Annotated in this window: 17 protein-coding genes; 12 read left to right on the forward strand and 5 right to left on the reverse strand. The window is 69.3% G+C overall.

Annotation, left to right across the window (positions count from 1 at the left end):
* The first annotated feature begins 131 nt into the window (after window positions 1–131).
* Genes ACTHK2_RS08975 through ACTHK2_RS08985 form a run of 3 tightly spaced genes read left to right on the forward strand, consistent with a single transcriptional unit; the run spans window position 132 to window position 2,954 of the window.
* On the forward strand, window positions 132–992 hold the full coding sequence (locus ACTHK2_RS08975; RefSeq protein WP_440245363.1) for an alpha/beta hydrolase: 861 nt from the start codon (window positions 132–134) through the stop codon (window positions 990–992).
* Window positions 992–2,110 (forward strand): peptidogalycan biosysnthesis protein, encoded by a 1,119-nt coding sequence (locus tag ACTHK2_RS08980; RefSeq protein ID WP_440245364.1) that lies wholly within the window; start codon window positions 992–994, stop codon window positions 2,108–2,110. The genes ACTHK2_RS08975 and ACTHK2_RS08980 overlap by 1 nt, the downstream gene beginning before the upstream one ends.
* On the forward strand, window positions 2,088–2,954 hold the full coding sequence (locus tag ACTHK2_RS08985) for an arginase family protein (RefSeq protein WP_440245365.1): 867 nt from the start codon (window positions 2,088–2,090) through the stop codon (window positions 2,952–2,954). Before ACTHK2_RS08980 ends, ACTHK2_RS08985 begins: the two co-directional genes overlap by 23 nt.
* A 291-nt stretch (window positions 2,955–3,245) precedes the next feature.
* Here ACTHK2_RS08985 and ACTHK2_RS08990 read toward each other — a convergent pair whose 3' ends face one another.
* The 4 genes from ACTHK2_RS08990 to ACTHK2_RS09005 all read right to left on the reverse strand — a co-directional run bounded on the left by ACTHK2_RS08990 (window position 3,246) and on the right by ACTHK2_RS09005 (window position 11,271).
* Entirely contained in the window at window positions 3,246–9,125 is a 5,880-nt protein-coding gene (locus tag ACTHK2_RS08990; RefSeq protein ID WP_440245366.1) for an ExeM/NucH family extracellular endonuclease, read from the reverse strand.
* 172 nt (window positions 9,126–9,297) lie between these two features.
* Window positions 9,298–10,542: a DegT/DnrJ/EryC1/StrS family aminotransferase gene (locus tag ACTHK2_RS08995; protein WP_440245367.1), complete on the reverse strand. Its 1,245-nt coding sequence runs from the start codon at window positions 10,540–10,542 to the stop codon at window positions 9,298–9,300.
* Window positions 10,514–10,906 carry a DMT family transporter gene (locus tag ACTHK2_RS09000; RefSeq protein WP_440245368.1) on the reverse strand — a complete coding sequence of 131 codons (393 nt, stop codon included), beginning with the start codon at window positions 10,904–10,906 and terminating at the stop codon, window positions 10,514–10,516. Before ACTHK2_RS09000 ends, ACTHK2_RS08995 begins: the two co-directional genes overlap by 29 nt.
* Window positions 10,907–10,911: 5 nt before the next feature.
* Complete coding sequence (locus tag ACTHK2_RS09005) at window positions 10,912–11,271, reverse strand: hypothetical protein (RefSeq protein WP_440245369.1); 360 nt, start codon at window positions 11,269–11,271, stop codon at window positions 10,912–10,914.
* On the opposite strand from ACTHK2_RS09005, the gene ACTHK2_RS09010 reads away from it, so the two are divergent.
* The 8 genes from ACTHK2_RS09010 (at window position 11,252) to ACTHK2_RS09045 (ending at window position 18,933) form a co-directional block, all read left to right on the forward strand.
* Window positions 11,252–11,692, forward strand: a complete 441-nt coding sequence (locus ACTHK2_RS09010) for an acyl carrier protein (RefSeq protein WP_440245370.1) — start codon at window positions 11,252–11,254, stop codon at window positions 11,690–11,692. The genes ACTHK2_RS09005 and ACTHK2_RS09010 overlap by 20 nt on opposite strands.
* A gap of 26 nt (window positions 11,693–11,718) precedes the next feature.
* A complete protein-coding gene (locus tag ACTHK2_RS09015) occupies window positions 11,719–12,933 on the forward strand; it encodes a beta-ketoacyl-[acyl-carrier-protein] synthase family protein (protein ID WP_440245371.1) in 1,215 nt (404 codons plus the stop codon).
* Between the two features lie 136 nt (window positions 12,934–13,069).
* The gene (gene cysD, locus ACTHK2_RS09020) at window positions 13,070–13,972 is read left to right on the forward strand and encodes a sulfate adenylyltransferase subunit CysD (protein ID WP_440245372.1); all 903 of its coding nucleotides are present in this window, start codon (window positions 13,070–13,072) and stop codon (window positions 13,970–13,972) included.
* A complete protein-coding gene (gene cysN, locus ACTHK2_RS09025; protein WP_440245373.1) occupies window positions 13,972–15,876 on the forward strand; it encodes a sulfate adenylyltransferase subunit CysN in 1,905 nt (634 codons plus the stop codon). The genes cysD and cysN overlap by 1 nt, the downstream gene beginning before the upstream one ends.
* Window positions 15,877–16,241: 365 nt before the next feature.
* Window positions 16,242–16,655 (forward strand): cupredoxin domain-containing protein, encoded by a 414-nt coding sequence (locus tag ACTHK2_RS09030; RefSeq protein ID WP_440245374.1) that lies wholly within the window; start codon window positions 16,242–16,244, stop codon window positions 16,653–16,655.
* Window positions 16,656–16,663: 8 nt separating this feature from the next.
* Entirely contained in the window at window positions 16,664–17,332 is a 669-nt protein-coding gene (gene pcp, locus ACTHK2_RS09035) for a pyroglutamyl-peptidase I (RefSeq protein ID WP_440245375.1), read from the forward strand.
* A gap of 141 nt (window positions 17,333–17,473) precedes the next feature.
* Complete coding sequence (locus ACTHK2_RS09040) at window positions 17,474–18,343, forward strand: DMT family transporter (protein ID WP_440245382.1); 870 nt, start codon at window positions 17,474–17,476, stop codon at window positions 18,341–18,343.
* The gene (locus ACTHK2_RS09045) at window positions 18,340–18,933 is read left to right on the forward strand and encodes a hypothetical protein (RefSeq protein WP_440245376.1); all 594 of its coding nucleotides are present in this window, start codon (window positions 18,340–18,342) and stop codon (window positions 18,931–18,933) included. The genes ACTHK2_RS09040 and ACTHK2_RS09045 overlap by 4 nt, the downstream gene beginning before the upstream one ends.
* Window positions 18,934–18,945: 12 nt before the next feature.
* Here the strand turns inward: ACTHK2_RS09045 and ACTHK2_RS09050 are convergent, their stop codons facing one another.
* Complete coding sequence (locus ACTHK2_RS09050) at window positions 18,946–19,836, reverse strand: hypothetical protein (protein ID WP_440245377.1); 891 nt, start codon at window positions 19,834–19,836, stop codon at window positions 18,946–18,948.
* Window positions 19,837–20,304: 468 nt separating this feature from the next.
* Here ACTHK2_RS09050 and ACTHK2_RS09055 point away from each other — a divergent pair, with 468 nt between their 5' ends.
* Window positions 20,305–22,530 (forward strand): WD40/YVTN/BNR-like repeat-containing protein, encoded by a 2,226-nt coding sequence (locus ACTHK2_RS09055; protein WP_440245378.1) that lies wholly within the window; start codon window positions 20,305–20,307, stop codon window positions 22,528–22,530.
* The last annotated feature ends 95 nt before the right edge of the window (window positions 22,531–22,625 follow it).

The raw sequence follows: 22,625 nt of genomic DNA on the forward strand, positions 1-22,625 counted from the left end.
CTCTGGATCCGGCGACGCATGAGCCGAAGCAAGGGTCGGGCCAACACCCCGTCGCGAAACCCGTGCGAAAGACGCCCACGCGATGCTTGCACCATCGGCGCCCGCGGGCGCGCGCGTCATCGTCGAGCGAGATGATCAAGCCTTCCGAATTCCACCTGCGCGGCGGCCGGTCCGGCGTGCTGCTGATCCACGGCCTCACCGGTACGCCGACCGAAATGCGCTTCGTCGGCAATGGCTTGCATCGTGCCGGCTTCAGCGTGCTCGGCATGCAGCTCGCCGGCCATTGCGGCGACGATGCCGACCTTCTCGCGACCGGCTGGCGCGACTGGTACGCCAGCGTCGTCGACGCGGCCGGGCGCCTGCGCGACGAGGTCGATCATCTGTTCGTCGCCGGGCTCTCGATGGGAGCGATCCTCGCGCTCGAACTTGCGATCGATCGTCCGCACGACGTCGACGGCCTCGGCCTCTACGGCACGACGTTCTTCCACGACGGCTGGGCGACTCCGCCGATCGGCCGGCTCGCGTTCCTGCTGCCGCTGCTGACCTCGCTCGGCATCGGCCGCGGCAAGGTATCCGCGGAAGTCGAGCCGTACGGGATCAAGGACGAACGCATCCGCAACCGCATCGTCGGCGCGATGCTGTCCGGCGACAGCCAGGCGGCAGGCCTCGCCGGCTTCCCGTGGCCTTCGCTCGCCGAGTTCCAGCGCCTCTCGCGCCGCGTGCGCCGCCGCCTCGGGCGCGTGCGCGCGCCGTGCTTCGTCGCCCATTCGTCCGACGACGACGTCGCCTCGCTGCGCAACGTGCGCACGATCGAACGCGGCGTCGACGCACCGGTGGAAACGCTGCTGCTCGCCCACAGCTATCACATGGTCACGGTCGACCAGGAACGCGGCAAGCTGATCGAACGCTCGGCCGCATTCTTCCGGCGCATCGCCGAACAACGAACGCCCCTGCCCGCGCAGGGCGTGCGCCTCGCCGCAGCGGCCGAGTGATGGCGAGCGCCGAAGCCGGGCCAGCCGCGCCGTTGCGCAACCTGCTCGAACCGCCGGAGCTCATCGGGCATTTTCTCGCCCATCCACCCGACGGTTTCACGGCGCTGGCGACGCGTTCGGGCACGCCCGCGTTCATCGCGCCCTTCGACCTCCTGACCACCGCCGACACCGACCTGCGCCGTCGCGTCCGCGCGCTGCCGCTGTATCGCTGGTGGGGACGCTTGCTGCGTCCGCGCACCTGCTTCGTCGGCACCACGGTGTCGGAGTACGCGTTGTTCCCGCGCGACGGCGACGCCGCTGCGCTGGTCGAGGAATGGATCGCCGAACCCGCGTCGCGCCAGCCGTTCCTCATCGTCAAGGACATCCCGCAGGAATCGCCGTTGCTCGACCAGGCGAGCAATGCGCAGGCGCGCGCGATCGCCGATGCGTGCGAGCGCGCCGGCTTCGTGCTGCTCGAGGGGCAGGCGCTGGCCTGGGTGCCGATCGATTTCGAATCCGCCGACGACTACCTCTCGCGCCTGTCGGCCGCACGGCGCAAGGACCTCCGGCGCAAGCTGCGCGCGCGCGCGGGCCTCGACATCGAGGAGGTCCCGACCGGCGAGGCCTTCGCGGATGCCGCATTGCGCGAATCCTGCTACGCGCTCTACCTCGAGGTGTACGCGCAGAGCGAGATCCATTTCGACCGGCTCAGCCGCGCGTTCTTCGACGCATTGCTGCAGGACGCCACGAGCGGCGGCATCATGATGCTCTATCGCCATGCCGGCCGCATGATCGGCTGGAACCTCTGCTTCGAGGCCGGCGAAGCGCTCGTCGACAAGTACGTCGGCTTCTCCTATCCGGCCGCGCGCGAGCACAACCTCTATTTCGTGAGCTGGATGCACAACCTCGAAGTCGCGCGCCGGCGCGAGCTGTGCTGCTACATCGCCGGCTGGACCGACCCGGAGATCAAGGCTTACCTCGGCGCGCGCTTCACGTTCACGCGCCACGCGGTGCGACCGCGCAGCCGCGTGCTGCGCGCGCTGCTCAGGCGCGTCGCCTCGCGTTTCGAAAGCGATCGCGCCTGGGCCGACGCCAGGGCCGACGAGGGAGTCGCGCTTGGCCGCGCCGGTCGTCCTTGATTTCGACCGCTCGGTCGGCGCGCTGCCCGGCGCGACCGTGCTCGACCTCGCCGACCGGCAGGAGGCGATCCGTTTCGGTTGTTCGCTGCGCACGCTGCGCGCGCTCGCGGTGGAACTCGACGCGCGCCTGCCACGCGGGCATGGCACGGTCTTCCTCGGCAGCGGCGACTATCACCATCTCAGCTGGCCGCTGATCGAACGGCGCCCGGCGCGCGTGCCATTCGACGTCGTCGTGTTCGACAATCATCCGGACAACATGCGTTTCCCGTTCGGCGTGCACTGCGGCTCGTGGGTGCGCAAGGTCGCGCTGCTGCCGCATGTCGGCCACGTGCACGTGCTGGGCATCGGCTCGGCCGACGTGTCGCGCGCGCATGCGTGGGAAAACTATCTCGCACCGCTGCGCCGGCGCAGGCTCACGTACTGGACGATCGGCGTCGACACGCGCTGGGCCACGCGTTGGGGACTCGGCCATGCGTTCCTTGCGTTCGACACGCCCGCGGCGCTGCTCGACCGCTTCGTCGACGAGCAGCGCGGCGCCTCCCACCCGCTGTACCTGTCGATCGACAAGGACGTGCTCGACCCCGCGATCGCGCGCACGAACTGGGACCAGGGCCGCCTGCTCGACACCGACCTGTTCGCCGCGATCGACGCGATGCACGGGCGCCTCATCGGCAGCGACATCACCGGCGACGTATCCGCCTACCGCTATTCGACCTGGTGGAAGCGCAAGCTCAGTGCGCTCGACGAGCAGCCGGCGATCGATGCGGGGCAGCTCGCCGCGTGGCAGGCGCAGCAACACGCGCTGAACCTGCGCCTGCTCGAACGCCTCGACGCCGCGCGCTGAGCGCAAGCAAGCGCGGTGTCACGACAGGCAAATGGATTCCCGCTTCCGCGGGAATGACGATGCATGGGTCGAAGACGCTGGGTCCCGGCCTTCGCCCGGACCACGACGAGGAAGGCTCTTCGTGCGGGTGCTCTTTCGCTCTTGCTCCACCGGGGTCCCCTCGGCGCCGGCGGAACCTCGCGACAACCTCTCGCCAGGCGAGAGAACCTTGCGCTTGGCGTTCCGTGGAGAGCGAAACAAAAAAAACGGGACCTCCCGAAGGAGGTCCCGTTGGCTTGCCCGCAGCGGCGATCAATGCGCCATCGGCGCCTGCGTGCGGTCGATCGTGACGTCGTCGACGAACGTGTTGCCGTCGGTCGATCCCGTTCCGTCGTAGTCGTATTCGAAACGGATGACGTGGACGCCACCGTCGGCGTACGCGGTAACGTCGATCGACTGCAGCACGTAGTCATCGTCCAACTGCGTGCTGAGATCGGTCGTCTGTACCGCGACGCCGTCCACCGACACGACGAGGTTCGCGGGTACGTCCGGCCCGCCGGCGACGAAGCGCCAGTAGTTGAGGTAGAGCGGGCCGCCCGACGGCAGCGTCACGCTCTGCGCGAAATGCTGCGTTTCCGCACCCGCGTCCCAACCGCCGAACCAAGCGGTGAATTCGCCGTCATGGGTCGGCACGTCGAACCCGCTTGCGCTGTAGAAGATCGAGCCGCCGCCGTCCAGGTTGGAATCGTCGCTGTCCCACTCCGGATTGGTGCCGCCGTCGTCGGTGGTCGCTTCGAAGCCGGGATCCTGCACCGGCTGCACGAACGCCGCCGCCGGGTCGAAACCGTCGCAGAAGATCGTGTCCGCGGCCGAGCACGGCACCACCGGTGCCGGCGTGACCGTCAGCGCCACCGGCACCGCGATCATCGCGTGGGCAGGATCGTTCGTCGCGATGCACAGCGTCGCCGTGTACGAGCCCGGCGCGAGGTCGTCGGCCGACGGATCGGCCGTGATCGCCACGTCGGTGTTCGCACCGCCCGCGACCGTGCCGTTGGCCGGACTCGCAGCAAGCCATGCCACCGCCGCGCCGGCGCAGGTCGCGCCGCCGCCGGTCGTCGTGCCGCGCACCATCCACACGCCGGCAAGACCTCCGTTGCTGAGTGCGTCGAGCGTGCCGATGTTGTCGTTGTTGCCGAGCACGTCGACGTCCGCATCGCCCGTGCTCATCGCGGCGACCCAGCCCACGTTCGGATTGCCGTCCTCGTCGAGCGCAGCCGAGTACAGCACCGGCGTCGTGCCGCCCGCGGCGAACGTATCGACGAACCCAAGGTAGACATCGCCCGCACCCGGCACGACGAAGTTCGCCGGGTAATTCTCGAACGCATCCGGGCCGTTGATCGTGACCGGCGTATTTGCGCCGAGGCGCACGGCATTGGTCGGATTGCCGTCCGCGTCCGCGTCGTAATACGCGACGAGGTTGACCGTCTTGCCGGTCACGTCACCGGCCGCCGACGTCGCATTGGGCCATTCGATGGACACCGTGCCGATCGTCAGCGCGCCGGTCGCGGAATAGCGGTTGAGCCACAGCGACGTATTCTGCGTCGTGCCCGCCTCGTCCGTCCACGCGATGCCATTCTCGTAGCTGCCGTCGTCGGCCTGGAACGTCACCGACCCGTCCGGCCCGACCGGCACCCACGGCGCCGGCGCTGCGTGCACCGCACCGCCCGCACGCGCGACGCGCATGCCGGTGCTGCGCAGCACGGCCTGTGCATGGCGATTCTTCGACACGTGCGGCAGCAGACGCGCCGCGCGCGAGGCCTGGCCCGTGATCGCGAACGTCAGCGCGTCGCTTCCCGCCGCGTTCGCGATGTTCAGCATCTGCGTCCCGGTCTGGTCCTCGCGCACCGTGAAGCTCAGCGAGGTCGGTGCCACCGTCGCCGCCGGCGGGTTGGCGCCGTCGGCCGCGAAGTTCGCCGTCACCGTGCAATCCGCCGTGATCGGGCCGGTCGTGTACGTGTTGCCGGCGAGCGACCCGCCGCAACCGGTCACGCCATCGATGTGCGAACCCGCATTCGCGGTGACCGTGAACGCCGTCGTCGCGCCATCGTTCACCACCGCGCTCGGTGGCGTGATCGTGCCCGAACCGGCACCGACGACCGCGGTCACCGTGTGCGTGGCCGGGCCGCCGCCGGTCACGCTGTAGGTGCCAAGCAGCGTCGCCGAGGCGATGTCGGACGAATCGTCCGCCGGGAAGTACACGTTGCCGCTCGTCGGCGCGGTCAGCATCGCCGCGTACACCGCCGGTGCGACCGACCACGTCGCGCTGCCCGCGAACGCGACCTGGCCCGCCGTGAACGTCGTCGTCGCCGTACCCGAGTAGCTCCACACGTTGAGGCCCGCATCGGCGCCGCTGGTGCCGCGGAACAGGTCCGGCGAGCCGTCCGGCGCGACCGACGCCGCGGTCAGCGTCGCCGTGCCGACGATCGTCGCCGTGCCGAGCGGCAGCGTGCCCGTGTTCGCGAAGAAGTCCTGGAAATAGAAGCCGGTCGAGGTCGGGCCGGAACGCGTCGCCGCCGACGTGCCCCCCGCCGCGGTGATGGTGATGCGGTTCGCGACCGACAGGTCGATCGTCAGCAGCGGCGAGCCGCCACCGTCCGGCGCGAAGTTCGCGGTCACGGTGCAGTCCGCGGTGATCGCACCCGTCGTGTACGTGTTGCCGGCGAGCGAACCACCGCAACCGGTCACCGTGTCGATATGGAAACCGGTGCCCGCGGTCACCGTGAACGCGGTCGTCGCGCCGTCGTTCACCACCACGCTCGGGGGCGTGATCGTGCCCGTTCCCGTGCCCACGGCGGCGGTGACGGTGTGCTGCGTCGTGCCGAACAGGCCGACGAGGACCGGGTCATGATCGGATGCGCGATACGGGGTGTTCGGCTGCCACACGACGCGCGGCGGCGTCAGCGCCGAGCCGTCGGGCTTTTCCTCCTGCGCCGCTTCACCGGTGTCGCGGATCTCGTCGTTGTAGTCGAACGACGGCACTTCGTCGGAATTGATGTGCCAGGCATCCGCGCCCGTGACCTGCGACTGCAGGCTCGCATTCGCGAACGCGTAGTCGAGGTGGCCGAGCTCGCCATCGAACTGGTACGAGTACGCATTCGTGCCGTGCAGCACGGTTTCGAGGTCGGCGTAGCCGCCGTTCTCCAGGGCGACCACCGGATCTTCGCTCGCGTACGAATTGAAGTCGCCGAGCAGGAGCACGTCCGGATCGTTCGCGGCCGGGACCACCGTGCCGGTGATCCACGTCATCAGGCGATTGGCCTGCTGCGTGCGCTTGGACGCCCAGCAGCCCTGGCCATCGCCCTGGTCGGCATCGACGCCGCTCGCCGGGCAGCTGCCCTTCGACTTGAAATGGTTGGCGACGACCGTGAAGCGCTTGCCGAACGCGGGGTTCGCCGCGTCGGTGACGTCGAACGTCTGCGCGGTCGGCGGGCGATCATGGATCGAATCCATGTCGACGAGCGGCGCACCGACCGTCGACACCACGCCCGTGCGATAGACGATCTGCACGCGGATCGCGTCGGTGCCGAGCGTGCCGCCCGTGCTCACCGCCGCATACGGATGCGCGCCGCCGCAGCGCGCGTTGACCGCGCCGAGGAGGTCCGTGATCGTCGCGCTCGGCGTCGTGTTCTCGAGCTCCATGAACGCGCCGACGTCGGGGTTGAGCGTGCAGATCACGATCGACGCGCGTTCGCGCTGGCGATTCAGCTCGGCGATGCTGTCGGCGCCGCGGCAGTCGAGCGTGCCGCCCGGGCCGCACGGACCGCTGTTGTTCGACGACGTCGTGTCGATCGTCGTGAAGTAGTTGAGCAGGTTCATGCCGACCACGCGGATCGCGCCGCCGACGTCCGGCGGCGTCGCCGGGCGCGTGTTGACCGGCGTGAACGTGACCGGGTGCGACGAGGTCGGGCGGATGCGCCAGGCATCGGTGCTGGACAGGCCCGCGAACGACCAGTGCAGCACGCCGGTGAGGCCCGAAACCGTGTCACCGCCGCGGAAGTAGTCGACACCCTGCGTGCCGACGCCGAAGCCGCCGTTCTGGTGCGGCCAGTACATCGCCTGCTGGCCGTTCGGCTGCGCGAGCACGGAGTTCTGCACGTTGTTGTCGTCGTCGAGGATGACGCGACGGCGTGCGAGGTTGTCCAGGTGTGCGGCGAGGCCGGCGACGCTCGGTGCGTTGTCCTCGGTGAACGTGCGCGAACGGCCGCCCTGCAACAGCTCGATCTGGCCGTAGCGCGGGAGTTCGAAGAATTCGGAAACCGTGAGCGTGTCGGCGAAGGTGACGAGCATCGCCTCGCGCGCCTCGTAGTACGCGTTGATGTCGCCCACCACCGGCAGCGAGATCGTCGCCGGCGAGACTTCGGCGAGGTGGTTGCCGCTGTCGGTGACGACGACCATCGCCGGCGACGCCGGCGTCAGCTCGGTCATGTCGAAGAACTCGCTGACCACGCCGGTCACGCGCACGCGCTGGCCTTCGGTGACCGCGCCCGCCGCGCACGGCGTGCAGAACACGAAGATCGCCTCGGACGTGCTCGGGTCGGCATCGACGTCGGCGTCCTCTTCCTGCAGGAAGAATCCGCTGAGCCTGGCCGCGCCGAGGAACTCGGCGGTGACGACGCCTTCGACGGTCACGGTCGCGCCCGCGATGGGCGTCGCGGCGCCGTTGCCCTGCACGTCGTGGATCTTCGTCATGTCGTCGTTGACGATCGTGCCTACCGCCTGCGCATCGTCGACCGATGCGTTGACGACGTTGCTGACGTTGACGTTGAACGACTCGTCCGGCTCGCTCGTCGTGTCGCCGTTGACGAGCACGGTGAAGGCATACGTGGTGCTGCCGGCCGGGATCGTCTGGCCCGCCAGCGCCTTCTGCGTGTAATCGGACGGCGCGGTCGCACTGCCATCGGCGGTCGCGATGTCGAACGTGACGCCGCCAGCGCCGGCCGGCTGGGTCAGCGACACGGTGAACACGTAGCTCGTCGTGCCCGCGTTGCCCTCGTTGTGCGAGACGTCGGCAATGGACAGGTGCGGCGCGTCGTTGTCGACGATCGTGCCTTGGCCCTGCCCGTCCGTGACGGTCGCACCGGTGACGTTGGTCACGTTGACGAAGAACGTCTCGTTCGGCTCCGGCGCGGTGTCGCCGTTGACCGTGACGTTGAAGGTGTAGCTCGTGCTGCCCGCCGGAATCGTCTGGCCGGTCAGCGAATTCGCGACGTAGTCGCTGCCTGCGCTTGCGGTACCGTCGGCGGTCGCGATGTCGAACGTGACGCCGCCGGGGCCGGCTGGCGGCGACAGCGTGACCGTGAACGTCGCGGTCGTCGTTCCCGAGTCGCCTTCGTTGACCGACACGTCGTTGATGCCGAGCGCCGGTTGCGTCGCGGCGCCGTGCGGCGTGACCGAGAGGTTGTCGACGGCGAGGCCGTGGTCGTTGCCCGAATCATTGGCATCCTTCCAGCGCAGCAGGATTTCCTCGCCGGGAGCGACGCTGAGGCCGCTGATCGTCGCCGACAGCGCAAGGCGGTTGGCGGCGGCATTGCCATCGAGCGCAGCGGCCGTCGCGGAGGCGATCGGGCTCGCGAAGTCGAGCGCCGGCACCAGCGTGCCCGCGGACGACAGGTTGGTCTGCGGCGCCGCGCCCGTCACGTACGAGAAGACGAGGCTCTGGAAGTTCGCATTGCCGCCGTTGCGCCACTGCTCGCCGGTGTAGGCGACGTCCAGCGACGTGATCGTGGCCGCGGTGTTGTTGACGAAGCGCACACCGTAGAACTGGTCGCCCGAAGCATTCGAACCGGCCGAGCCAAGCGCGCGCTCGGTCGCCGTGCCCGTGCCGTAGCTGTAAAAGGCGCCCGTATTGCCTGCGCCCGCGTTCGCGACGACCGTGTACGGCGCGACCGGCGTACCGACACGCGCGAGATACCATCCCGGGATGCTCGAGTTGTCGGTCCAGGTGCTGCTGCCGGTGGCCGGCAGGCTGTCGAAGTCCTGCGCGTACGGCGTGTCGAGCGTGGTCAGCGCAACCTGCGCCTGCGACGGCGCCGCGAGCGCGAGCAGCAGCAGCGCTCCGGCCGCCCTGGCGGAATTTGGAATGAGACGACGATCGGCTCGCGCCAGGCGCGAGCGCTTGGATTGAAACGGCATCACGATATTTCCCCTGCAGATGGGCTGCGCAGCGACCGCAGCCCGCGAAGTCTACCGGTCAAAACGCGAACGCATTGATGCGGCGCAGCAATTGCGGTCCGGTCACCGCGCGGGCTCGGGTTGCCCTGCCAGCATGCCCACGAAATGCGACGGATGGATGACCGCTGCCGCTTCAGCGGGAGGCCGGGCGTTCGGCCTGCAACACGCCCTCGATGACCGCGCACACGGATTCGAAGTCCGCATCGTCGAGCCAGGGGCTGTTCGAGATCGTCAGGGTCGTCGCCGCGAAGCGACGCGCATTCGGCACGTCGGCGGGCGCGACCACGCCGCGCAGGTAGCCGTAATCCGGCAAGGCATGGATGAAGAGGCGGCTCACGCCACGCCCTTCGTGCCAGAGCCGCGCGAGGACCCGATCGCGCGCCGCCTCGTCCGGCAACTGCACGATGAGGAAGGGCCAGGTGCCGTCCGTGCCGGCCGGGTCGCCGGGCACCTCGACACCGTCGAGCGCGGCGAGGCGTGCGCGCCGGCGCCGCGCGCGCAGCGCGCCATCGGCAAGGAAAGCGGGCAGCCGCGCGAACGCGCGCGCGCCGACGTTGCGGCGCCAGCGGCCGAGCGTGTGCAGCGGGATGCGCAGCGGAAAATCGTCGCCGACCGCGGCGACCGGATCGCCGCGCCGCAGCGCGCGGCGCAGCGGCGCGCCGTAGGCCAGGCGCAACAGTGACGGCCGGTAGCCTGCGTGATAGGCGAGCAGCTCGAGTGATCGGCGCAGTTCCCAGCCCGGACGCCACGGCACGATCTCGCGGCTCGTGCGCTTCAGCTCGCGCCGCAGGCGCGCGTCCGCACTCACGAGCAGTCCGCCTTCGTAGGTCGTGAGACCCTTGCCGACTGCGAGACTGAAGAAGCCCGCGTCACCGTCGAGGCCGACCGATCGGCGACCGCGCCGCGCGCCGAACGCCTGCGCGGCATCCTCGATCACGAACGCCCCCGCCGCGCGTGCGAGCGTGAGCGCGGTCGCGACATCGGCGACGCGACCGCCGAGATGCGTCGGCAACAGCGCGAGCACGTCGCGATCGCAGGCCTGCGCGAGCGCCTGCGCGTCGAAGTCGATGGACCCCGGCGCGAGGTCGCACAGGCGCAGCTCCAGGCCGCAATGCGCCACCGCGATCGCGACCAGCGGGCAGGTGTACGCCGGCACGACCACGACGCGGCGGCCACTGAGGCGATGCATCGCGGTGAGCGTGACGACGAGCGCGACGGTGCCCGAGCACTCGGCCTGCACGTCGTCGGCGCCGATGAACGCGGCCGCCTGTCGTTCGAGGCCGCCCTGCCGCGGCGAGGCCGGCCAGAGGTCGGCCCAGCGCGGCGGCAGCCCCGCGGTCGGCGGCGCCTCAGTGCGGCGTGGGCGACGGGTCGCCATCGGTTTCGCTGATTGCGAGGCAGACGATGCCGGCGATGATGAGCGCGCTGCCGATCCACTGCGGCGTGCCGATGCGTTCATTGAACAGCACCACCGACAGCGCCATCACGCTGGTCACCTCGAGGTGCGAGGCGGCGAACGCAGGACCGATCGGCGCATGTTCGAGCAGGGTCATCCAGGTCACGAACGCACCGATGTAGCAGGCGATCGCGCAGTACACCCACGGCGAGGACAGCACGCGCAGCACCCAGGCGAGGCTCGCTTCCGGCGGCATCGCGTGATTGGCCGTGAGCTTGAAGCAGATTTGCGCGAACGTGTCGAAGCACACGAGCACGAGGAAGCCGACGAGATAGAAGCGGCGCATCGCGGTCAGCCCCCGATGCCGACGACCGCCACGCCCGCGGCGATGAGCAGGATGCCGAACGTGCGCAGCGGCGAGAGCTTCTCGGCGAACAGCAGGCGACCGGCGATCATCACCGCGACGATGTTGATCGAGCCGAGCAACACGCCCTCGGACAACGGCACCAGCGAGAGGAACGCGAGCCAGACGAGGAACTCGCCGACGTAGCAGGCGATGCCCGTCCATATCCACGGCCGCCGCGCCATCGCCTTCCAGCGTGCGAGGCCCTCGCCGAGGTCGGGACCCGCCGCCGCGGCCTTGAACGAAAGTTGCCCGAAAGTATCGAGCACTATGTTGGCCAGCCAGAGCATGACGACGGTGGCGGACATCGGTTCCTGCTGGCGTGCGACGGGCGGCGCAGTATGCCCGCGCGGCGCCCGCAAGTCGAAGCACGCAGGCGCGCTGCTTGAAGATCACGGCACGCCCGGCGATCATGCCAAGTGCCCGCGTCGCCGCCGTCGATGCGCGACGAATCCGAGGAGACGTGGAATGAGCAGCGTGCAGGACACCGTGTTCGACATCATCGCCAAGGAATCGGGCATCGATCGCGCCCGCATCACGCCGGAAGCGACTTTGAAGGACCTCGAAATCCAGTCGCTCGACGCGGTGCAGATCATTTTCGAGATCGAAGACCACTTCAAGGTCACAATGCCCGACCGCGATCCGAAGTTCGATACCGAGTCGGTCAAGGGCTTGATCGAGACCGTCGAGAAACTGCTGGCCGAACAGGCGACGCAGCCGCTGCCTTGAGCGCACCGGCAGCGGCGAGGCAACGCATGCAGCGCGTCGTCATCACCGGCATGGGCGCGGTCACCCCGCTCGGCCTCGATGCCTCTTCCACCTGGGCGGCGATGCGCGAAGGCCGTGTTGCGATCGGCCCGATCACGAGCATGTCGCGCGAGGGCCTGCGCTTCGGCATCGCCGCCGAGGTGCAAGGCTTCGATCCGCTCGCCCACTTCGAAGAAAAGAAACTCATCCTGTTCGACCGCGTGTCGCAGCTGGCGATGGTCGCCGCGCGCGAGGCGATCGCGCAGGCGGGCATCGACTTCGCGGCCGAGGGCCTCGGCGAGAACACCGCGGTGATCATCGGTACCGGCATCGGCGGCGAGCAGACCCACGACGAGGCATCGCGCCGCCTGTACGGGGAAAACAATCCGCGCACGCATCCCCTGACCATCGTGCGCCTCATGGCGAACGCGCCGGCGAGCCAGATCTGCATCGAACACCAGCTCACCGGCCCCGCGTTCGCGACCTCGAGCGCGTGCGCATCGGCCAACCATGCGCTCGCGCAGGCGTTCCACATGGTGCGCAGCGGCGTCGCCGATGCGGCAATCGCCGGCGGCAGTGAAGCGTGCATCACGCTTGGCGTGATCCGCGCGTGGGAGGCGATGCGCGTGATGGCCGACGACACCTGCCGGCCGTTCTCGAAGCAGCGCCGCGGCATGGTGCTCGGCGAAGGCGCCGCGGTGTTCGTGCTCGAAACGCTCGAACGCGCGCAGCGCCGCGGCGCGACGATCCTCGCCGAAGTCGCGGGCGCGGGCATGTCGGCCGACGCCGGCGACATCGTCTTCCCTTCCGAGGCCGGCGCGGCGAAGGCGATCACGCGCGCGCTCGCCGACGGCGGCATCGGCATCGACGAGATCGGCTACATCAATGCGCACGGCACCGGCACGCCGGCGAACGACCCGACCGAGAGCAAGGCGATCCGCCGCGTGTTCGGCGCGCACGCCGATGCGCTCGCGGTGTCGTCGACGAAATCGATGCACGGGCACGCGCTCGGCGCGGCCGGCGCGATCGAACTCGTCGCGACGATCGGCGCGCTGCGCGACGGCGTGCTGCCGCCGACGATGAACTTCATCGACCCCGACCCCGACTGCGACCTCGATTACGTCGCCAACGCGGCGCGCGAACGGCCCGTGCACGCGGCGCTCAGCCACTCGTTCGCGTTCGGCGGACTCAACGCGGTGCTCGCGCTGCGCCAGGCACCCTAGGCGCCCGCCGCCCCTTCCGCGGCCGCCACCGGGGCGGCGCGGGCCGGCCACACCGCGTTCTTAGGACATGCCGGGCCGGCATGGCCGCGCGCCCGCGCAAGGCCGTAAACTGGCGTTTTCCCCCACTTCCGTACCGATGACCGCGCTGACCCACCTGCAACGCCTCGAAGCCGAGAGCATCGACATCCTGCGCGAGGCGGTCGCCGAGTCGGAACGCCCGGTGATGCTGTATTCGATCGGCAAGGACAGCTCGGTCATGCTGCACCTCGCGCGCAAGGCGTTCTTCCCTTCGCGCCCGCCGTTCCCGCTGCTGCACGTCGACACGACCTGGAAGTTCCGCGCGATGTACGAACTGCGCGACCGCATGGCGCGCGAGTCGGGCCAGGAACTCATCGTGCATCGCAATCCCGACGCCGTACGCGAGGGCATCAACCCGTTCACGCACGGCTCGGCGCTGCACACCGAGGTCTGGAAGACGCAAGGCCTCAAGCAGGCGCTCGACCAGTACGGCTTCGACCTCGCCTTCGGCGGCGCGCGCCGCGACGAGGAGAAGTCGCGCGCGAAGGAGCGCGTGTTCTCGTTCCGCTCGGCGCAGCACCAGTGGGACCCGAAGAACCAGCGGCCCGAACTCTGGCGCCTTTACAACGCGCGCAAGAACAAGGGCGAGAGCATCCGCGTGTTCCCGCTGTCGAACTGGACCGAGCTCGACATCTGGCAGTACATCCTCGCCGAGTCGATTCCGATCGTTCCGCTCTACCTCGCCGCGGAACGCCCGGTCGTCGAGCGCGACGGCACGCTGGTGATGGTCGACGACGACCGCTTCCCGCTGCGCAACGGCGAGGCGCCGATGCTGCGCCGCGTGCGCTTCCGCACGCTCGGTTGCTATCCGCTCACCGGCGCGATCGAATCGGACGCGGACACCCTGCCGGCGATCATCCGCGAGATGCTCGTCGCGCGCACGAGCGAGCGTCAGGGCCGCCTGATCGACCAGGATGCGGGGGCGTCGATGGAGAAGAAGAAGGCCGAGGGATATTTCTGATGAATGCCGAAGGCCGCTTCGAGGACATCGAGGACTACCTCGCCGCGCAGCAGGCGAAGAGCCTGCTCCGCTTCATCACCTGCGGCAGCGTCGACGACGGCAAGAGCACCCTGATCGGTCGCCTGCTGCACGAATCGAAGGCGCTGTTCGACGACCAGCTCGCCGCGCTCGAGGGCGATTCGCGCAAGTTCGGCACGCAGGGCGATGAGCTCGACTTCGCGCTGCTGCTCGACGGACTCGGCGCCGAGCGGGAACAGGGCATCACGATCGACGTCGCCTACCGCTTCTTCGCGACCGAGAAGCGCAAGTTCATCGTCGCCGACACGCCCGGGCACGAGCAGTACACGCGCAACATGATCACGGGCGCGTCGACCGCCGACCTCGCGGTGATCCTCGTCGACGCGCGCAAGGGCCTGCTCACGCAGACGCGCCGGCACAGCTACCTCGTCTCGCTGGTCGGCATCCGCAAGGTCGTGCTCGCGGTCAACAAGCTCGACCTCGTCGACTGGTCGCAGGAGGTGTTCGAGGCAATCGAGCGCGATTACCGTGTGTTCGCGGCGCAGGTCGGCATTGAAGACGTCGTCGCGATCCCGCTGTCGGCACTGCGCGGCGACAACCTCGGTGCGCCGAGCGCGCGCACGCCGTGGTATCGCGGCCCGAGCCTGCTCGAGCACCTCGAAACCGTCGATATCGGCGGCGACGACGCGAGCGGCCCGCTGCGCCTGCCGGTGCAATGGGTGAACCGCCCCGACCTCGATTTCCGCGGCTATTCGGGCCGCATCCTCGGCGGCCGCGTGCGACCGGGCGATGCGGTGCGCGTGCTGCCGTCGGGGCGCACATCCACGGTTGCGCGCATCGTCACGTTCGACGGCGACCTTGCGGAGGCGCGCAGCGGCCAATCGGTCACGCTGACGCTCACCGACGAGATCGACATCAGCCGCGGCGACGTCATCTGCGCGGCCGACGACCCGGCCGGCCTCGCCGACCAGTTCGAAGCGACGCTCGTCTGGATGGCCGATGCGCCGATGCTGCCCGGCCGGCCGTACCTCGTGAAGCTCGGCGCCACCACGCTCGGTGCATCGTTCGGCCAGCCGAAGTACGCCGTCGACGTCAACAGCCTCGACCATCTCGCGGCGAAGACGCTCGAACTCAACGGCATCGGCGTCGCCAACCTCACCCTCGACCGCGCGGTCGCATTCGATCCGTACGCGGCCAATCGCGACATGGGCAGCTTCATCGTCATCGACCGCTACACCAACCAGACGGTCGGCGCGGGGCTGCTGCATTTCGCGCTGCGCCGCTCGCAGAACATCCATTGGCAGGCGGTCGAAGTCGACAAGCAGGCGCGCATCCGCCAGAACGGGCATGCGCCGTGCGTACTCTGGCTGACCGGCCTTTCCGGCAGCGGCAAGTCGACGATCGCGAACATCGTCGAGCGCCAGCTGCATGCCCTCGGCGCGCGCACCTACCTGCTCGACGGCGACAACGTGCGCCACGGACTCAGCAAGGACCTCGGCTTCACCGACGCCGACCGCGTCGAGAACATCCGCCGCATCGGCGAAGTCGCCAAGCTCATGGTCGACGCCGGCCTCATCGTCATCACCGCGTTCATCTCGCCGTTCCGCTCGGAACGCCAGCTCGCACGCGGCATGGTGGAGGACGGCGAGTTCATCGAGATCTTCGTCGACACGCCGCTCGAGGTCGTCGAGCAGCGTGATCCGAAAGGCCTCTACAAGAAGGCGCGCCGCGGCGAGCTCAAGAACTTCACCGGCATCGACTCACCCTACGAAGTACCGGCCGCGCCGGAATTGCACCTGCACACGATGCAGCAGTCGCCTGAGGATTCGGCGAGCGAGATCGTCGAGTTGTTGATGCGGCGAGGGGTGTTGCGTCCGGGGCACTGAGGGCCTGGTAGAGGCCTCTCGACGCGCCCGGCCTCGTGCCGCTGCGCACTGTGCGCCCGCGCGGTGACGATGCCGTCGCGCGCGTCGAGCCGGTTCCGGACTCCGCCGTCTCCGGTCCATTCGGCCGGTTGCCTGGCCGTCGACGACGCCTCCTGCGTCGTGCTGCCCGATACAGCCAAGGTGCATCCCTGCCGCGATCCATCGCTGTTCCTGCGGCGCACTCTGCGCTCGTTGGCCGGTCGCGTCGTCGCGCAAACGGCGCGATGCGGTGTGCGAAGCACACGCTGGCCCGTGTCGGAGATTTCCTACAGCACTCATGCGCCGCGGTTCCACGACGAACCCGCGCCCGTTGCATCGCACTGCCGATGGCGTACCCTGCGCCGATGCGCCTCCTGCCCGCGTCCGCCCTGCTCGCCCTCGTCGCCCTGCCCGCCCACGCCGGCGACTACCTCGTGCTGGTCGGACCGGGGCAGACCTTCAATCCGGCCGAACTCACGATCGGAGCGGGTGACAGCGTCACGTTCCGCAACAGCGGTGGCACGCACAACGTGAAAGCGAACGACAATTCGTTCCGCTGCGCGAACGGCTGCGATGGCGATGGCCAGGGCGGCAATGGCGCGGCCGCGAGCAACATCTGGCACTTCAGCCGCACGTTCCCGAGCGCGGGCACGATCGGCTACTACTGCGAAACGCACGGCACGCCGACGAGCGGCATGCGCGGCACGATCATCGTGCTGCCGAGCACGCCGGTCGACCTGCAGTCGTTCGATGTCGACTGAGCCGCGACGTGTCCGCTCTGCGATCCGCCGCTCCCACCGTGCTGCTGACCGGCTTCGAGCCGTTCGGCGGCGAGGCCGTCAACCCCTCGCAGGAGATCGTGCGTGCGCTCGACGGCGCAACGATCGCCGCGCACCGCGTCGTGGGCAGCGTGCTGCCGGTGTCGTTCGCGGCGACCGTGCCGATGCTCGAGGACCTCGTCGAGCGCCATCGGCCCGCGCTCGTGCTCGCGCTCGGCCAGGCCGGCGGGCGCAGCGAAATCTCGCTCGAGCGCGTCGCGGTGAATTTCATCGACGCGCGCATCGCCGACAATGACGGGCTGCAGCCGATCGACGTGCCCGGCGTCGCCGACGCGCCTGCCGCGTACTTCCCGAGCCTGCCGGCGAAGGCGATCGTCGCGCAACTGCGCGCGCGCGGCATCCCGGCCGCACCGTCGCTGAGTGCGGGTTCGTTCGTCTGCAACCAGGTGTTCTTCGCGATCGCGCACCTGCTCGCGACGCGCCTGCCGCAGGCGCGCGGCGGCTTCGTGCACGTGCCGTGGCTGCCGCAGCAGGCGGCGCAGCAACCCGGACAGCCGAGCATGGCGCTGGGAACGATGATCGAGGGCGTGCGCGCCGCGATCGAGTGCGCGCTCGACGTGCGCGAGGATCTCGCCACCAGCGGCGGCACCACGCACTGATCCGCGCCGCGCGCGTCGGCCGCTGTGCGCGATCCTGCTAGACTGCGCGCCCGTCGTCCCGCTTCGACCGCGATCGTGATCTCCCCCGCCGCCGGCGCGGCCCCTTCCGCCAGTTCCCTGCCCGCGCGTGCCGCGCTGCTGATGGTCGCGAGCGCGAGCAGCTTCGGCCTCATGGCGATCCTCATCCGCTACGCATCGCACGGCCTGCACGCGTTCGAGATCGCCTTCTTCCGCAGCTTCTTCGGCGCCCTCGCGACCGCGCCGCTGCTCGCACGATACGGCTTGCGGGCCATGCACACCGATCGGCTCTGGTTCTACGTCGTGCGCTGCGCGATCGGCACGATCGGCATGCTCGCGGGGTTCTGGGCGATCGCGCACCTGCCGCTCGCGCAGGCGATCGCGCTGTCGTATTCCTCGCCCCTGTTCGTGACGATCGGCGCCGTGCTGTTCCTCGGCGAGATCGTGCGCATGCGCCGCTGGAGCGCGGTCATCGCCGGCTTCATCGGCGTGCTCGTGATCGTGCGGCCGGGCACCGACGGCTTCAGCGCGGGCAGTCTCGTCGCCCTGCTCGCGGCCGCATCGACCGGTGCGGTCACGATCAGCATCAAGTTCCTCTCGCGCAGCGACCCGCCCGATACGATCGTGCTGCTCACCACCTGGCTGTGGGTGCCGCTGTCGCTGCCGTTCGCCCTCGCGGTGTGGCAGGCGCCGCCGGCGTCGCTATGGCCGCTGCTCGTCGTCATCGGCATGCTCGGCACGCTAGGCCAGTACCTCTGGACGCACGCGCTCCGCCTCGCCGATGCATCGACGCTCGCGCCGCTGAGCTACCTGCAGCTCGTGATCGTGTCGGTGCTCGCCTGGCTGCTGTTCGACGAGCGCGTGGACGGATGGACCGCGGCCGGCGCCGCGATCGTGATCGGTGCAAGCCTCTACATCGCGCGCCGCGAAGCGCAGGTCGCGCGCCAGCGCCGCGCGGAAGCGATCGCTGCGAAGACGGAGCCGCAGCTGTGAACGAGACCCACGATTCGAAGGATACGCCCGAGCCGACGCGCCGCTTCACCGCGAGCGACCTCGGCAGCGCGCTCGCACTCGCGGTCAGCGTGTTCGCGCTCGCGCTCGGCGCCTACCAAACGCGCCTCATGCAGAGCCAGGCGCGCGCGAGCGTATGGCCGTTCCTGTCGATCGGCTATACCTATTCGAGCAACGTCGACCGCGACGCGTTCATCTGGACCGTCAACAACAACGGCGTCGGTCCGGCCAAGGTCGAAACCGTGCGCGTCACGCTCGACGGCAAGCCGATGCACGACTGGCAGCAGATACTCGTGGCGCTCGGCGCGGACGACACGTCGCCGAGCATGGCGACCTCGAGCATCGGCGGCGAGGTGATCCCCCCGAACACCAATCGCGAGACGACGATCGCACCGATCCGGCTCAACGACCGCGAGGTCGCCAAGCTGTTCAAGGCAGCCGAACATCGCCTCGGCATGGACATCTGCTACTGCTCGGTCTACGACGAGTGCTGGGTCGCGCACTGGCAGCGCAGCCGCGTGGAAGCGGTCGATCGCTGCGACACGCTCGGCGGCGAGGCGTTCTCCAACTAACCGCAGATTGCCTCAACGCTTCAGCGCAAAAGCCGCAGCGTCCACCAGCATCGCGCGCTCGGCGTCGGTCGGTTCCTGCCCCTGCCCGGGCACGTAGGCGATCTCGAGCATGCGTCCGTCGCCCGCGACGACGACCTGCGCGCGCGGGTTGCCTTCGAAGCAGTGGTGCATGACGCCCGCGGTCTTGCCGAACTGCGGCAGCGGGTCGACGCTGCAGCCACCGCTGCGCAGCATGCCGTCGGCGGCCTCGCGGCTGCGCGCGTCCTTGACGATCGCGACCGTGAGCACGCGACCGCCGGCGGACATCACGCAGTTGTTCCTGTCCGGCACGATCACCGAGCGCTCGCCATCCGGCAGTAGCTTGTCGACCAGCGCATCGTCGAGGTACGGGCAGTTCGTCTCCCTGGCGAGCGCCTTCGCGTTGGTCGCGACGCCGAGCGTGCCGGCGATGAGGTTCGCGGCGAAGTCGCGCTGTGCGGGCGTGATCGCGCTCGCGAGATTGAGGTAACCGGACACGCCGACGCTGCCGCGGTGGCCGTAGAAGAACATCGTCTTCGGATCGATCGCGCCTGCGTCGTCCTTCGTCTGGTAGGCGAAGCCGTGCTCGCCGAGCGACGGCGTCGGCACGACCACGCTGTTGCCGGCGATCGCCTCGTGCATGTCGACGGCCGCCTTCGTCGCAAGATCGGTCGACTCGCTCACCATGTGATTGAAGCCGAAGTTCACGCTCGTATTCGCGGTCATGAAACTGCAGGCGCCGGGCCCGCCCGAGATCACGCGCCACGGTCCGTCGCCGAAGCCCTTGTCGACCATCGACGTCTCGATCGACGGACATTTCGATGCCGCGCCGGCCGCGCCGCTCGCCGCAAGCAGCAACACCCCTACCCACCCAGCGATGTTCATGGCATCTCCCCGTTGCCGCGCGGGGCCATCCTACGCCGGAATTCGCGGCTGCGGCGTCCTGGCAGCACGTCGCCGAAGAGCATCGCGCCTTCCGACGCGCCCTCGCCGGGCAGGCATCGCGGATCCACCCGCTCGTCGTCCAAGAAGGCCGGCATACGGAGGATTCCGTTCGCGCTGAGCGCAACACGTGAAGCGGCCGACTCGAAGTGCCCGCCGCCGCGCGCCGCGGCCCTTCGACTCCGGCCCGCGCAGAGGGTGAGCGTACGAGGTGAGCGCCGCTCCCCGGGAAGCGGCGGAAGCCGCGATGCTCCTCGATCCTCGACCTTAAGCCTGCTCTTCCGATTGTCCAAAATTGCACGTTCGGCGATCGTGCCTTGCCAGCCGCCACACCCGGGCCTATATACGTAATCGTTCGTACATCGAACAGGTTCCCGATTCCGGGAACGGGGCCACCAACGGAGTGCCATCATGAAGAACCCTCGCAGAGTCGCCCTGCTGGTTTCGTTCGCCCTGATGTCGGCGGTACTGCACGCGCCTCACGCGCGTGCCGCGCACGCGATGGACATCAACGGCTTCGCCGACGCGGCCGATGATCCCGCGCCGAGCCGAGCGCCGTGGATGCCGTTCGCGCCGCGCGATGCCAGGCCCACTGCGATCACCGGTGCTGCGGAAAGCTGGAGCGGCATCGGTCCGGACGGCGCGGACGTGACGGACGTCGGCGTATCGCCGGCCGACGCGGCGATCCTGCTCGCCACCACCTCGCCGAGCACGTTCCCCCTCCACGTGATCCTGGCGCCCCACGCCGGTGCCTACCGATCGACGGATGCGGGCACCCACTGGACCGCGTTGCCGGAGTTCGAAGGTGTCGCGGCGGACGGCATCGCCTTCGCCAGCGATGGCACCGCGTACATCGCGAGCGAGGACAGCGTGTGGAAGAGCAGCGACGCCGGCGCGCACTGGCAACGCCTCGAGCTCGGCGTCGGCGAGATCGCGCGCGTGCGCACCGTCGCGGTGGACCCGGACGACGATGCGACGCTGTGGGCCTGCCTCAACTCCAATGGGGGCAACACGGCCATCACGCTGGCCGTGTCGACCGACAGCGGCGCCACCTGGACCGATCGCACGCCGTCCGGTGCCGCGTTCCTCGACTGCGAAGCGGTCGCGGTCGAAGTCGGTGGCGCGCATCGCGTCGTCGCGACGTTCAATGACCCCGACTGGATCGGCCACGTCTGGCGCAGCGACGACCATGGCGAACACTGGACCGACATCTCCGCCGGCTTGCCGCAGTATCGCCTGTATGCACTCGCATTCGCCGGCACGCGCATCATCCTGGGCGGCGGCCATGTCGGCGGCGATGATGTCGGCGTCTACGCATCGGACGATTCCGGCGCGCACTGGCAAAGCCTCAGCGATGCGAGCTGGCCCTTGCTCGCAGTGACCGCCGTCGCGGTCGCGCCGAACGATCCGCAAACGCTCGTCGCCGCCACCGCGGGCCGTGGGCTCAACCGCAGTACGGACGGCGGCGCGACCTGGCAGCTGGAACTCGCCGGCACCAGCCGCATGTATGCGAACGCGGTGCGTTTCGCTCCTGGTGATGGCAGCCACGTGCTCGCCGGCGCGATGTCGTACGGCGTGCTCGAATCGGCCGATGCCGGCGCGCATTTCGCGCAGACGAACACGGGCCTGCGCGAACTCTATGTCAGTTCGATCACCGCCAATCCGCTCGACGCGGACGAACTGGCCGCGGCATTCCAATTCGCCAACGGCGGCGGCGTCTACGTTTCGGTCGATCACGGCGCGCACTGGCAGCTGCAAGACTTGCCGCCCCTGCGTTTTTCGCGGGTCGCGTTCTCGCCGACCGGCGTGCTGCACGCGATCGGCGGCGGGCCGACGAGCCCGATCCAGCAGGAAGGCCTCTATCGGCGCAACGGCGACGGCAGCTGGACCAATCTCGGCCCGGACCAGGGCCCACACTTCGAATCGGATCTCAGGGCGGTGCTGTTCAGCGCGACGGACCCGGACCTCATCCTGCTCGGCGGCCGCGACTTCGGCGTCGCCGGCTTCGGCGGCACGATCTGGCGCTCGCCGGATGCGGGCACGACGTGGACGAAGGTGTATCTCGGCAGCGATTTCGACGTCATCACCGACTTCGAACGGGCCGCCGGCAGCGGCGGTAGCACGCTCGTCGCGAGCTACGACGGGCAACTTCCGCCCTACGGCGGCATCCTGCGCTCGACCGACGCGGGCGCGGATTGGAGCGACTCGAGCACGGGCCTCGCCGACGGCGCGGGCTTGCCGCACCTGTGCCAGAGCGGGGGCGCGACGCCGTCGATCTACCTCGCGGCGATCACCTCCCCGTTCGGTGGCGGCGTCTACCGAAGCGACGACGGCGGCGCGAGCTGGACGCCCGTGTCCAAGCACAATGGCGTGCTGCTCGACATCGCCTGCGATCCGTTCGACCCGTCGGTGCTCTACATGGCGTGGAACAGCTCGCAGCAACCCGTGCTCCGTTCCACCGACGGCGGCGTGACGTTCGTGGAATACGGCGCCGGCATCGCGAGCTACGCGAGCGTGAGCGAGATCTTCCCCAGCTCGTACGAGGGCGCCACGCAACTGCTGCTCGGCTCATCCGTGAGTGCCTACGTACTGCACGGCACCGACACGATCTTCGTCGACGGGTTCGAATCGCCATAGATGGCCATCGCCCCGCTGTTCCCTTATCCCGTTCGCGCGAGCCTGTGCCCTACTGTCGCTATCGGGAGGCTGTTCCGTTCTCCCGATCGCGGGCG

The sequence above is a fragment of the Dokdonella sp. genome, assembly GCF_051958935.1.
In the GTDB taxonomy this organism is placed as follows: Bacteria; Pseudomonadota; Gammaproteobacteria; order Xanthomonadales; family Rhodanobacteraceae; genus Dokdonella_A.